Source organism: Gallalistipes aquisgranensis, assembly GCF_014982715.1.
GTDB lineage: Bacteria > Bacteroidota > Bacteroidia > Bacteroidales > Rikenellaceae > Gallalistipes > Gallalistipes aquisgranensis.
In genome coordinates this window covers 1913402-1926600 of the sequence record NZ_JADCJY010000001.1, presented here as the reverse complement: position 1 = coordinate 1926600, position 13199 = coordinate 1913402, and the positions used below count along the sequence as shown (strand labels likewise).

Annotated in this window: 8 protein-coding genes and 4 tRNA genes; 10 read left to right on the top strand and 2 right to left on the bottom strand. The window is 59.6% G+C overall.

Annotated features, from left to right (window positions below; genetic code table 11):
* Positions 1-32: 32 nt before the first annotated feature.
* From INF32_RS07725 to INF32_RS07700, 6 genes are all read left to right on the top strand, one after another.
* A tRNA-Tyr gene (locus INF32_RS07725) sits at positions 33-115 on the top strand.
* Between the two features lie 58 nt (positions 116-173).
* Positions 174-246 (top strand) — tRNA-Gly (locus INF32_RS07720).
* Positions 247-262: 16 nt separating this feature from the next.
* A tRNA-Thr gene (locus INF32_RS07715) sits at positions 263-334 on the top strand.
* A 107-nt stretch (positions 335-441) separates the two neighbouring features.
* Positions 442-2028, top strand: coding sequence for an endo-1,4-beta-xylanase (locus tag INF32_RS07710; protein WP_226387766.1), 1587 nt, complete (start codon positions 442-444; stop codon positions 2026-2028).
* A gap of 250 nt (positions 2029-2278) precedes the next feature.
* Positions 2279-3370 carry a hypothetical protein gene (locus INF32_RS07705; RefSeq protein ID WP_226387765.1) on the top strand — a complete coding sequence of 364 codons (1092 nt, stop codon included), beginning with the start codon at positions 2279-2281 and terminating at the stop codon, positions 3368-3370.
* Positions 3371-3562: 192 nt separating this feature from the next.
* Positions 3563-3635 (top strand) — tRNA-Gly (locus tag INF32_RS07700).
* A gap of 131 nt (positions 3636-3766) precedes the next feature.
* On the opposite strand, the gene ade is transcribed toward INF32_RS07700, so the two are convergent.
* On the bottom strand, positions 3767-5368 hold the full coding sequence (gene ade, locus INF32_RS07695) for an adenine deaminase (RefSeq protein ID WP_226387764.1): 1602 nt from the start codon (positions 5366-5368) through the stop codon (positions 3767-3769).
* A 173-nt stretch (positions 5369-5541) separates the two neighbouring features.
* Here ade and INF32_RS07690 point away from each other — a divergent pair, with 173 nt between their 5' ends.
* On the top strand, positions 5542-6690 hold the full coding sequence (locus INF32_RS07690; RefSeq protein WP_226387763.1) for a glycoside hydrolase family 3 N-terminal domain-containing protein: 1149 nt from the start codon (positions 5542-5544) through the stop codon (positions 6688-6690).
* A 17-nt stretch (positions 6691-6707) separates the two neighbouring features.
* Here the strand turns inward: INF32_RS07690 and INF32_RS07685 are convergent, their stop codons facing one another.
* The gene (locus INF32_RS07685) at positions 6708-7625 is read right to left on the bottom strand and encodes a helix-turn-helix domain-containing protein (protein WP_226387762.1); all 918 of its coding nucleotides are present in this window, start codon (positions 7623-7625) and stop codon (positions 6708-6710) included.
* A 156-nt stretch (positions 7626-7781) separates the two neighbouring features.
* On the opposite strand from INF32_RS07685, the gene INF32_RS07680 reads away from it, so the two are divergent.
* From INF32_RS07680 to INF32_RS07670, 3 genes are read left to right on the top strand one after another with little or no spacing between them, the layout of a single operon-like run.
* Positions 7782-8795 carry an efflux RND transporter periplasmic adaptor subunit gene (locus tag INF32_RS07680; protein ID WP_226387761.1) on the top strand — a complete coding sequence of 338 codons (1014 nt, stop codon included), beginning with the start codon at positions 7782-7784 and terminating at the stop codon, positions 8793-8795.
* Entirely contained in the window at positions 8792-11845 is a 3054-nt protein-coding gene (locus INF32_RS07675; RefSeq protein ID WP_226387760.1) for an efflux RND transporter permease subunit, read from the top strand. The genes INF32_RS07680 and INF32_RS07675 overlap by 4 nt, the downstream gene beginning before the upstream one ends.
* Positions 11845-13137, top strand: a complete 1293-nt coding sequence (locus tag INF32_RS07670) for a TolC family protein (RefSeq protein WP_226387759.1) — start codon at positions 11845-11847, stop codon at positions 13135-13137. Before INF32_RS07675 ends, INF32_RS07670 begins: the two co-directional genes overlap by 1 nt.
* Positions 13138-13199 lie beyond the last annotated feature (62 nt).

Genomic DNA, 13199 nt, shown 5'->3' with positions numbered 1-13199 from the left:
GTGGACGAGAGACCGGCGGCGTTCATTGAAAAGGGAGAATACCAGAGTGGCCAAATGGGGCAGACTGTAAATCTGCTGGCGTACGCCTTCGGTGGTTCGAATCCATCTTCTCCCACGGAAAGGTGAAAAAAAGTTCTTTTCAGACGGAAATTTAAGAAAAAAGCAATACTTTTGCGGAAGTAGCTCAGTTGATAGAGCATTAGCCTTCCAAGCTAAGGGTCGCGAGTTTGAGCCTCGTCTTCCGCTCTGATTTTTATGCAATGCTGTTGTAGCTCAGTGGTAGAGCACTTCCTTGGTAAGGAAGAGGTCACGAGTTCAATCCTCGTCAACAGCTCGGTGAAGTCCGGATGTGCCGGACGGACAGGAAAAAGCTTCTGAGTTCATGATTCGGAAGCTTTTTTGTGTGTTTGTGACCCGAAAAACCCTGAAAAAACGATAACGATGAAAACGAACGTATTGATCGGTTCTCTCCTGCTGTTTTCCTGCTTGCAGGCCTCGGCGCAGCCCTCTTTCCCGAAGAGCGGAGAGGAGGACCGGGAAGGAATCATGAGCGAGGCCTATTGGAAAATCTGGAACCGGGACGTGCAGGAGAAGATCGACCGGGACATCGAAAAGAACCGGAAAGCCGATGCCGTCCTGTCGTTTGCCGACGGCAGGCCCGGTACGGAGGTGCGGATCGAACAGGTTTCCCACGACTTCATCTTCGGGGCCCATATCTTCAATTTCGACCAGCTGGGTACGAAGGAGCGGAACGACAGGTACAAGAGTCTCTACGGTACGCTGTTCAATTCGGCTACGATCGCCTTCTACTGGAATGCGTTCGAGATGCAGCCCGGGCGTCTGCGTTTCAAGGGCGAGTATTGGGACACCGAGGAGTATTGGAATAAGGTGGAGGAGCCCAAGATGCAGCCCCACTGGCGCCGTCCGGCCTCCGACCCGGTGGTCGAGTTCTGCGAGAGCAGGGGAATCCGTCTGCACGGTCATACGCTGGTGTGGGGCAACCGCCGGTGGCAGTATCCCAACTGGATTGCCGATGAACTGATGACCGGGGAGGAGAAGGCGAAGATGGCTCCTCTGGTCAAAGAATACGCCTCGAAAAACAATACGCTGCGGGCGGACGAGTTCACGGAGGCTTATGAGCGGCTCAGTCCCAAAAAACTGGCCGGCATGCTGCCCGATTTCACGAAGAAGATCGCGGACGTGCAGCGCAGGCGTATCGTCGAGATCGCGGAGTATTACCAGGGCCGCATCCATAGCTGGGACGTGGTGAACGAGAGTGCCAAGGACTATGCCCTGGGCAATCTGGCCGAAGGCGAGGAGTTGTGCAAAAGCTGGTACGGGCTGATGCCGGGCGAGTACGACTACAAAGCGCTGAAGACGGCCGAGGAGGTTTTCCCGGAAAGCGTGGCGCTGAACATCAACGACTATTACCGGGACGGCAAGGGCAAGGCCTATGCCGACCAGGTGAAAGGTCTGTTGGCCCGGGGGTGCAGGATCGACATCATGGGTTCGCAGATGCACCAGCTCGGTGCCAAGGGAAGCCGGTCTGCTTCGGAAGGGGCGGAGATCGAGACCCCGCAGATCGTGTGGGACCGATTAGGTTCGTTCGGTGAGACGGGGGTGCCGATCCACATGAGCGAAGTTACGATAGCGTCTCCGGGGAACGGGAAACGCGACTGGGCCATTCAAGCCGTGCTGACACGGAATATGTTCCGCCTGTGGTTCAGCGTCGAACCCGTGATGGGCATTACGTGGTGGAACGTGGTGGATGACTGTGGCGCGGCCGGGGAGTCCTCCACCTCGGGTCTGTTTACCCGGAACATGGAGCCTAAAACGGCTTATTATGCGCTGAACGAATTGGTCAACGAGGAGTGGAAAACCCGGAAGACCATTCTTCTGCCGGAAAGCGGGATCGTGCGTTTCCGGGGTTTCAAGGGTAAATACCGGGTCACGTGGACCGACAGGTTCGGGCAGACCCAGATTTCGGAGTTCTATCTGAAAAACGACGGGGACGGCTTCGGAAACTGATATCCGACGGAAGACGATAATTTTCTTGAAATTTCAGAGCAAAGACGACCTCGTTTGAAGGTCGTTTTTGCGATTGGAAAAGATACCGAACCGCCATGTTGGGGGGCGGAGATGTCGCCCGACTGCCGGGCCCGGTGAAAAATATGCCGAATCCCTCCATGGCTCGTGAACACGGACCGGGAGATTTCGTTTTCGGGAAATAAATGCCTATTTTTGTCGGGGTGGCGAAGCCGCTTTAATGTGATGCCGTATGAAATTTCTCGCTTGTTTGCTGAAACTGTCGTTTGCCTGCTCGGTGCTGGGGTACGTTTCCTGTGCCGAGGATAAGGAGTACGACGGGGAGGGAATGTCGCCGCTGGAGGTGTCGGCCTATTTGTCGAGTACCCGCAGCGATGAGGGATATTACAGTTACAATACCGTATTTTACGATGTCCGTACGCGCCATGCGACCCGGGTGCTGACACTCGTGCTTCCCTCTTCGGAAGCGGAAGCCCGGATCGAGGCGGGTGAGACTTACGAGCAGATCGGTCAAGAGGGTGTTCCGCTCGACGAAGGGCAGTTGAGCGTGTGCAACGAACTGGATGGCCTTTCGGGTTTGTTCTCTGCCGGGAAAGAGCCGGAAACGTCCTATACGGTGATCGCTTATGCCGAGTATGCCGACGGTGCCGTGGAGACGATGGCCCGGGCTGTCGTCACGAGAGTGAAACCGCCCGAAATCTTCATCGCTTTGCTGGGAAAATGGACGGCGACCATGCAGGTGAAGCGCGGGGACAATGAAGAGGGGGAGACGATCGCCTTCCCCGTGGAGATCGTGCAGGGGGTGGACGATGCCACCGAGGCGACCTATCTGTCGAAAGGCCGGATTGCCTGTCTGGGATTCGGCGATATAACCTATTACAGCCCGGCCGATCTGCGGAGCAATAAGGACGGCCGTTTCGGAAACTACTGGAACGGTGGTCTGGGTGACGCCTCCAATGATTACGGTCCCAAATGGTTCCTGGAATTTGTCAGGGAGGAGACCGACGGACCGACGGTGGAAAGCCTGGAGGAAGAGACGGAGCGGGTGATCGTTCCCGCTGCCGATGACGCGCCGCCCCTGTTCCGTTACGAGACGAATCTTGCTTCGAACTGTCTGGCCGGCTGCGACGGGGAGACGGCCGTATTCAGCGAGCCGTTCCGGACGGAGATATCCGACGATCGGAACCGGATCGTTGTGAAGGCTTTCGAGGCGGCGGGCAGGACCTATTATCCTTCGGTCGTCGTCAAGGAGTCGGAGGAGAGCGCTACGGTCGTTCTGCTCGGTCTTTCGGACCTGGTTCTGACCCGTGTGGCAGAAAAGTAGCAAAAAAATCGGGGCCGGATTTGTAAATATGAAATTTTACTGCTACTTTTGTCCCGCTTGAAAAGCAAAAACGGGTTGCCGTTGTTGACAGAAAGAAATAAGTTCTGATTTTTTTTCAGGCAAACATTTGCAAATTAAAATTTATCATTTTACATTTGCACTCCCGAAAGGACGGAAGTTCTGAAGCAGATTGCGGAAATAGCTCAGTTGGTAGAGCACAACCTTGCCAAGGTTGGGGTCGCGAGTTCGAGTCTCGTTTTCCGCTCATAGTGAAGGCTGGCAATCTGATGATTGTCAGCCTTTTTTGCGTAACACGGATACCTTGAAATCGTCGTTTGTGATGCAGAAATGACGATCCCGGATGACCTCCGAAATATCCGAATTCTTGTCGGGCACCTATATCCAGTTGAAACGGGAATAACTGAACAGGCCGCGCTCCCCGATTCGGAGTTCCGGTATGACGACCAGCGAAAGGAACGACAGGGTCATGAACGGAGCGCCGAGCGTGCAGCCCATCTCTGCGGCCATTCGTTCGAGTTTACGGTATGCGGTGTCGACTTCCTCGGCAGAACGGTCGCTCATGATGCCTCCGATGGGCAGGGGCAGTATTTCGGTTTTGCCTGCCCGGCAGACGGCGATACCTCCTTTGCGTTCGACCACCGCGTTGATCGCTCCGGCGAGTTCCTCGTCCGAACACCCGACGGCGATGATATTGTGCGAATCGTGCGAGACGGAACTGGCGAGAGCTCCCGTGCGTAGGCCGGAACCTTTGCAGAACGCCACTTGCGGAATCCCGTTGTCGTAACGGTTGACATAGACTATTTTGGCGATGTCCTCCGCCGGGTCGCATTCCAGGTTCGTGTGGGGGCGTCCGGGCGAATAGGTGACCGAACGGGTCAATATCTCCCCGTCGATGAGCGAAATTACCTGCACTGGTCCGTCCACCGCTTTCCGCAGCGACGAGGGGGTAACCCCTTCATGCGCAAAACGGTTCGGCATTACTGGACGGACGGGAGACATGGCACTCTCCGGCCGCGCTGCTCCGCCGATGTAGACCTGCTGCACTTCGAACGTCTCCAGATCGTCCACGACGATGAAGTCGGCCTTGTCTCCCGCCTGCAACAGTCCGACGTCGAGCCCGTAATGCCGCACGGGGTTGAGTGATGCGATCCTGAGTACGTCGAACAGGTCGCAACCGTCCGCCACGGAGCGGGCTACGTGCCTGCGCAGGTGTCCTCCGGACAGGATTTCCCGCGGGTGGGAATCGTCGGTGCAGAACATCACCCGGTCGGGGTGGGTGCGGATCAGCGGTTTCAGGGCCTCGTAATTGCAGGCTGCGCTTCCTTCGCGGATGAGTATCTTCATCCCGAGTGCGATCTTCTCCTCGGCCTCCGCGAGCGATACGCACTCGTGGTCGGTGGAGATACCCCGGCCGGCATAGCCGGCGAGGCGTGCGCCCGACAACAGCGGGGCATGTCCGTCCACGGGGAGGCCGAACCGCCGGGCGGCGTCGAGTTTGGCCGTCACTTCCCTGTCGCCCGACAGGACTCCCGGCACGTCCATCATCTCGGACAGCCCCACGAACCGTCCCGAAGCGGCGAGTCTCGCCACCTCTTCCGACGATACGGTGCCGCCGGCCCGGTCGAAGGAGGTGGCCGGCACACAGGAGGGAATCGTGAAAAAGGTCTTCAGGGGCGACCGTCTGCTGTTTTCCATCATGAATTCGATTCCCTCCGCCCCCATGACGTTCGCTATTTCGTGCGGGTCCGTAACCACAGCCACGGTTCCCTGGCGTATGGCCGCCCGACCGAAATTCTCGGGTGTCAGCATCGAACTCTCGATATGCACGTGGGCGTCTACGAATCCCGGCGTGATGTAGCTCCGGCTCTTGGTCGGGTGCCTGCGTACGGCGGAGATAATCCCCTTCTCCGCTTCGACCGAACCTTCGAAAATCTCCTTCCCGACGATATCCACTATATTTCCCTCTATCCGAACCATAGGATGTCCTCCGTTTCCGTGTGGCGCGGCATTCCGGCATGCTGCTGCCGGATGCACGGCACGTAAATTTAGTCAATTCGTCGGAAATAACGTTTGTTTTGAATAACTTTACCCGGAATATCGTGCCGGGAGGGTGACGTCCGGCGGCGATGTCTGTTGATCCGTAGTGCATTATGAGAAAGTTCCTGCTGTCATTCCTGTTCGCCGCCGCGACCGCTGCCGCGACCGCCCGCGGCCACCTCGCCGATACCTGTCGTTGCGACAGTTGCATGGACGTGAAGATCGGACGGATGATCGTGTCCGGATTCAGGGGAACCGTCCCCTCGGAGGAGATCGAAGAGGCCATCGTTCGGTATCATGTGGGCGGAGTGATCCTGTTCGACGTCGATGTGCCGGGCGGAATGGGCGAACGCAACATACGGTCGCCCCGGCAGCTGAAAGCGCTGACGGCCGCGCTGCGCTCTCTTTCGGACGGGCCGTTGCTGATAGCGGTGGATCAGGAGGGGGGCATGGTCAACAGACTGAAATCCCGGTATGGATTCCCTCCGACGGTGACGGCCGCCGCACAGGGAGCCTCCGGGTCGCCCGACAGCGCTTCGCTTCGGGCCGCACAGACGGCTTCCGTCCTGGCCGGGTGCGGAATCAATGTGAATTTCGCTCCCTGTGTCGATCTCAACCTCAATCCCTCGAATCCGATCATCGCCAGGTACGGGCGCTCTTTCTCGTCCGATCCCGACTCCGTCTGCCTGTTCGCCGGCCGATGGGTGGAAGAGCACCACAGGCGGGGGATCGTAACTTCGCTGAAGCATTTCCCCGGACACGGCAGTTCCCGCAGCGACAGCCATCTGGGATTGGTCGACATAACCGATACGTGGCGGCCGGATGAGTTGGTCCCTTACCGGCGGTTCGTGGAAAACGGTTATGAGGGGATCGTCATGGTCGGCCACCTGGTGAACCGCAGGATCGACCCCCTGTATCCCGCTTCGCTGTCGCACAAGACACTGACCGGCCTGCTCCGGGAACGGCTCGGATTCGGGGGCGTGATCGCCACGGACGACATGAACATGGGGGCGATCGTCGACAACTACTCCCTGGAAAAGGCCCTGGCGCTGGCGATCAACGGAGGAGTGAACCTCATCGTCGTGGGCAATAACGCTGCGGTGTACGAAAAGAACCTTGCGGTACGTTGCCACGGGATCATAAAATCCGGTGTCGCCTCCGGGGAGATCGGTGCGGATAAGATCGACGACTCCTATGCGCGTATCATGAAACTGCTGGAAGATTTCGGATACGGAGAGCCGGGAGGCCGGGAGAGCGAGTAGGGCCGGGGCGGACCGTGTCACTGGGTCTGCCTGTATGCCGAAGGGGTCATGTCCGTGTGGTTCCGGAAATACTTCCCGAAAGAGGACTGGTTGGGGAAGTTCAGGTAGTAGGCGATCTCCTGGATGCTCATCGTGGAGTATTTCAGCAGGTTCTTGGCTTCGACCATGACGTAGTCGTCGATCCATTGGATCGCCGTCCGGCCGCTGATCCTGCGGATGAGCGTCGTCAGGTATTTTGGGGTCAGGTGCAGCTGTTCGGCATAGAATCCGACGGAGCGGTGCCGGGTGTAGTGTTTGGTGAGCACGCTCATGAATTCGTTGAAATACTCTTCATTGCGGCTTCGGGGCGAACTCCGGAGCGTCGTGTCGGTCTGTATGCGGTGTTCGATGATGCGGCATATCTTGTAGGCGAGCGTCCGGATCATCGAGCGCATGATTTCCGGGGAGTAGCGGTCGGAGCGGGGGATCGAACCTTCCGCCCGTATCTCATCGAACGATCGGCCGACCCCCTCCCATTCCTCTCTGTCGAGCGGGATGCAGGGATGTTTTTCCACGTTGAGGAAAAGCCCGGCCACCAGTTTGACGTCTATGTTGATCCGCCGGAAGAACTCCTCTTCGCAGATCAGGGCGAACACCACGCTGTCCGGCGAGGGTTCGCCCTGTATGATGGTGCCGGGCAGATTCACGAAGAGGGTCTTTTCGCCGATCGTGTAGTGGGTGATGTTCGAGGTGAGCGTGATCGTACCCTGCGAACAGAATACCACGGCGAAGGCGTTGAGCCGCGTGGGGTAACGGAACAGGTCGTTGCTCGCGTTGTCTTTCACCCGTACGCGGGAGGCGATGACGCAGCCGTCGAGCAGGAGGTCGTCCGGACGGTGCCCGTATATTTCGAGCAGTTTGGCGAGAGAAATGCTCTGAATTATCTTTTGGTTCATTTTCGGGAGCCGGTTTTTGCGCAAAGATAACCAATTGCCCAATATCGGTGGTCGAAAAGTAAGAAATCGAACGATATTGCGAATATATCCGACGCAGTGGCCTTTTCTTCCGGTCCGTAAAACGTCAACTTTGTGACGGATAAAATTTCGAAACGAATGAAACGAACGATTCTTTGGGCCGTGCTGTTGACCGTGGCAGGCTGTGCATCCCGCGAACCGCTCCGGATGCCCGATCCGGTGCGGGTGGAAACCGTAGTCGTCGCTCCCTCTGCCGATGCCGGAGCGGCGGTCTATGTGGGAACGGTCGAGGGCGGGACGGAGGCGGCGCTGAGTTTCCCCGTAGCGGGGACCGTGGCCCGCGTGACGACCGACGAAGGAAAACATGTGCGGCAGGGCGATCTGCTGGCCGAGCTCGATTCCTCATCGGCCCGTCAGGCATACGATGCCGCCCGGGCGACGCTCGACCAGGCGAAGGACGCCTGTGAGCGGCTGAAACAACTGTACGATGCCCGGAGCCTTCCCGAAATCAAGTGGGTCGAAGCCCGTACCCGGCTCAGCCAGGCCGAATCGGCCTGTGAAATCGCCCGGAAAAATCTGGACGACTGCCGGCTTCTCGCCCCGTTTTCCGGTGTGATCGGCAGGCGGACGGTCTCGGTGGGAGAGACCGCGCTGCCCGGTGCTCCCGTGATGACGCTGCTCGGGGTCGGCACCGTCAAGGTCCGCTTCTCGGTGCCGGAGCAGGAGATTGCCCGGATCGGTGCCGACAGCCGGGTGCGGGTCGGCGTCGCGGCGCTCGGCGACCGTGTCTTTACGGCCGGCGGGATCGAAAAGGGGGCCGTGGCGAATCCCGCCGCACATACCTACGATGTGACGGCCTCCGTAGCCAATGCCGGCGGGGAGTTGTTGCCTGGCATGGTCTGCCGGGTGACGGTGTCGCCTGCCGAGGCAGCGGAGGAGATCGTCCTGCCGGTGCGTGCCGTGCGGCAGGCGGGCGACGGCAGCCGCTTCGTGTGGGCGGTGAGGGGTGATTCGGCCGTTCGCATGCCGGTGGTGACGGGGTCCCTGTCGGGGAACGGCATCGTAATCGCCGGGGGCCTGGAGGCCGGCGACCGCATCGTGACCGACGGCATGCAGAAGATCGGGGAAGGGAGTAAAGTCGTGTGGCGATGAAAGGGTCCGATAACAATGTCATATCCTGGTCGATGCGCAATTTCCGCATCACCTTCCTGCTGGTCGGCTGCCTCTTCGTGTTCGGTATTTACGCCCTGGTGCATATTCCGAAGCAGGAGTTTCCCGAGTACACGATCCGTCAGGGCGTCGTGGTCGGCGTCTATCCCGGTGCTACGGCCGAGGAGGTGGAGCAGCAGCTGGCCAAACCCCTCGAACAGTTCCTGATGACCTATAAGGAGGTGAAGCGTTCGAAGACCACTTCCACTTCCCAGAACGGATTGTGTTACGTGATGGTCGAGCTGAACGACGACGTGAACGACAAGGACGAGGTGTGGTCGAAGATCAAGCACGGCCTGGCTGCCTTCAAGGCCCAACTGCCTTCCGGGGTGGCCGCCGTGGTTACCAACGACGATTTCGGTGACACTTCGGCCCTGCTGATCACCATCGAGTCGGATACCCGTTCCTACCGGGAGCTGAAAGGATACCTGGACGACCTGAGCGACCGTCTGCGCCGGATCGAGTCGGTGTCGAACCTGCGCCCTTACGGCGTACAGCAGGAGCAGATTTCGGTCTACATCGACCGGGAGCGTCTGGCGGCCTACGGTATCGGTGAACAGGTGCTTTCGGCCGCGCTTGCCTCGCAGGGTCTGACCCCGATGGGCGGTTCGGTCGGTAACCGGGAGACCGAAACGCCCATCCACATCGCTCCGTCGCTGGCCGGCGAACGGGAGGTGGCCGACCAGATCATCTGGAGCGATCCCGAAGGGCATGTGCTCCGGGTGAAGGACGTCGCCCGTGTGGTACGCGAGTACGACGATCCGGACAGCTATATCCGTAACAACGGGCACCGCTGTGTGATGCTGTCGATGGAGATGCGTGCCGGATTCAATATCGTGGAGTACGGCCGCGAGGTGGACGAGGTGCTGCACGCCTTCATCCGGGAGGAGCTTCCCTCCGACGTGCAGGTGCAGCGCATCGCCGACCAGGCCAAGGTCGTGGGAGATTCCGTCTCCTCGTTCCTGCGCGACCTGTTCGTGGCCATGGCCATCATCATCCTGGTGATGATGGTGCTTTTCCCCCTGCGTTCGGCCATCGTGGCGGCCATCACCATCCCCCTCTCGACTTTCATATCGGTGGGTATCATGTACATGTGCGGTATCCCGCTCAATACGGTCACGCTGGCTGCGCTGGTGGTCGTACTGGGGATGATCGTCGACAATTCGATCGTCGTGATCGACGGTTACCTCGATTACCTGGGCCGGGGCTATTCGCGCTGGTTCGCGGCCGTCGAGAGCGCCCGGGCCTTCTTCCCCTCGCTGCTGCTGGCCACCGTCTGCATCTGCATGATATTCTATCCGCTGCTGTTCACCATGACAGGCATGATGGGCGATTTCCTGACCTACTTCCCGTGGACCATCTCGATCAACCTGCTGGTCTCCCTGCTGTTGGCCGTGCTGGTGATCCCGTTCCTCGAAATCCTGATCATTCCCGTGGTGAACCCGCGCCGCAGCGACCGCAAATCCCTGACCGATCGCGTGCACGAAAAATACGAACGTGTGCTCGCATGGACATTCCGTCACGGCTGGCTCACCATCGGGCTGGGCGTCGTCTCGGTGGCCGTCTCGTTCCTGATCGCCACCCAGCTGAAGTTCCGGATGGTGCCTTTCGCCGACCGGGACCAGTTCGCCGTGGAGATCTACCTGCAGCCCGACGCCCCTCTGGAGCGGACGGCCGCGGTGGCGGATTCGGTCTACGGGGTGCTCCGGGCCGATCCGAGGGTCCTTTCCGTCACCTCTTTTGTGGGGTGTTCCTCGCCCCGGTTCCAGATGAGCTATGCGCCCCAGATGGCGGGTAAAAACTATGCCCAGTTCATCGTCAACACCACTTCGGTCGACGATACGGAAGCGATTCTCGACGAGTATGCCGATGCATGGGCCGACCGTTTTCCCGAAGCCTACGTCAAGTTCAAGCAACTCGATTACCAGAACGTCCCTTCGCTGGAGTTCCGCTTCTACGGCAGCGACCTCGATTCGCTGCGCACGGCGGCCGACCGGCTGATGGAGCGGATGCGCCGCATGCCCGGACTGCTCTGGGTGCACTCCGACTATGAAGATCCCCGTTCGGTAATCGACGTGCGCCTCGATCCCGTGACGGCGCCCCAGCTGGGGATCACGCGCACGCTGGCTGCGGCCAACCTGGCCCTTGCCGCGGGCGACGTGGCGGTGGGTTCCGTCTGGGAGGGCGACTACCGGCTTCCCGTCGTGCTGAAAAACGATGAACGGAGAGGTGAGCGCTCGCTTTCCGATGTCGGAAATACCTATGTCTCCTCGGCGGTTCCTTCGCTCAGCGTTCCGCTGAGGCAGGTGGCCGAAGTGGAACCTGCCTGGAGCCAGAGCAAAATCGTACACCGCAACGGCATGCGCTGCATCACGGTTTCGGCCGATCTGAAACGGGGCGTCAACGCCATGCGGATGACTTCCCGCATCGACAAAATGTTGAAGAACGAAATCGTCCTGCCCGCCGGCATCACCACCGAACTGGGCGGAGCCCACGAGTTCGATGCGGAGACGATTCCCCCCATCGCCGCCGGGTTGGGCATCTCGCTGATCATCATCTTCTTTTTCATTCTGATCAATTTCCGCAAATTCGGTATCACGCTGGTGGTCATGGCTTCGATGTCGCTCTGTCTCTTCGGTGCCATGATCGGGCTGTGGATAGCCGGTTTCACCATCGGCCTGACCTCCGTGCTGGGCTTCATCACCCTGCTGGGAATGATCGTGCGCAACGTGATCCTGATGTACCAGCACGCCGAGGACAAACGGATCGGCGGGCACATGTCCGCGGCCGAAGCGGCCTATGACGCCGGGCGTCGCCGGATGGTGCCCATCTTCCTCACCACGGCTACCACGGCCGTGGGTGTGGTCCCGATGATGTTGGGAGGCAGCACCTTCTGGGCTCCCGTCGGGGTGACGATCTTCGCCGGCGGCATCGGTTCGCTGATCCTCGTGGTGACGATCCTGCCGGTGCTTTACTCCAAAATCTACAAGTGATGAAAACGAACCTTCTTATCTCCCTTTTCCTGTGCGGGACCGTCCTTTCGGCCGGAGCCCAGACGCTTACCCTCGAGGAGTGCCGCGAAGCCGCGCTGGAACACAACCGCACGCTCCGCAACAGCCGTCTCGATCTCGAGGCCGCGGTCCGGACGCGGCGCGGGGCCTTCACCCGCTATTTCCCGCAGGTTTCCGCTTCGGGAGGCGTGTTCCAGGCCCAGCGGGGACTCGTGCAGGCCGATTTCAGCGTGACCCTTCCGCAAATGGGTACGATTCCCATGCCGCTGTCGCTGGTGAAACGCGGCATATTGGGTTCGGTGACCGCCGTACAGCCCCTTTTCGCTGGGCTGAAGATCGTGAACGGACATAAACTCGCCCGCCTGGGCGAGGAGGTCGGCCGTCTGCAGGTGCAGCGTACCGAAGCGGAGGTGCGCGAGCAGACCGAAGCCTATTTCTGGCAGATCGTTTCGCTCCGTGAGAACCTTACCACCATCGCGGCCGTGGAACGCCAGCTGGACGAGATACACCGTCAGGTGGAACTGTCGGTCCGGGCGGGTCTCGTGACGGTCAACGACCTGCTGCGTGTCGAACTCCGCCGTCAGGAGGTGGCTTCCAACCGGCTGAAGGTCGAGAACGGGCTGAAGGTGTCGAAGATGCTGCTGGCCCAGTATATCGGTGCGGACTGGCATACGCTCGATCTCTCCGCTTCGGGGTTCGACCGTCCCGAGGAGCCCTCGGTCCATTATGTCTCCCTCGAAGAGGCCCTCGACCGCCGGGCCGAGTACCGGTTGGCGGAGAAGGGGGTCGAAGCGCAGAGATACCGTACGCGGATGGAGCGCGGCAAGTTGCTGCCTACGGTCGGGATCGGGGCCGGGTACCTCTATTACAACGTGATGAACAAGGGGGTCGACGACGGGATGGTGTTCGCTTCGGTATCGGTTCCCATTTCCGACTGGTGGGGCGGTTCCCATGCCCTGAAAAAGGCCCGGATCGAGGAACGGCAGGCCGAAAACGATCGGGAGGAGGCCCGCGAAATGCTTGCGGTCGAGATCGAACAGACCTGGAGCGGCGTGCAGGAAGCCTATGCCCAAATTCTGCTCATGCGGCGTTCGGTCGCTTCGGCCACCGAAAACCTGCGGCAGAACCGGCGTTTTTACGAAGCCGGTACGGTTTCGCTCACCGACCTGCTCGATGCCGAGACGCTCTATACCCAAAGCCGTGACAACCTCACGTCGGCCTGTGCCGCCTACCGCATGTCTCTGGCCCGATATATGCGTGTGACGGGACGGTAGTCCCCATCCGGCAGAGAAGCGCCGTTGCCGGAATGTATATAGTTTATGTCTATTTGCGTATA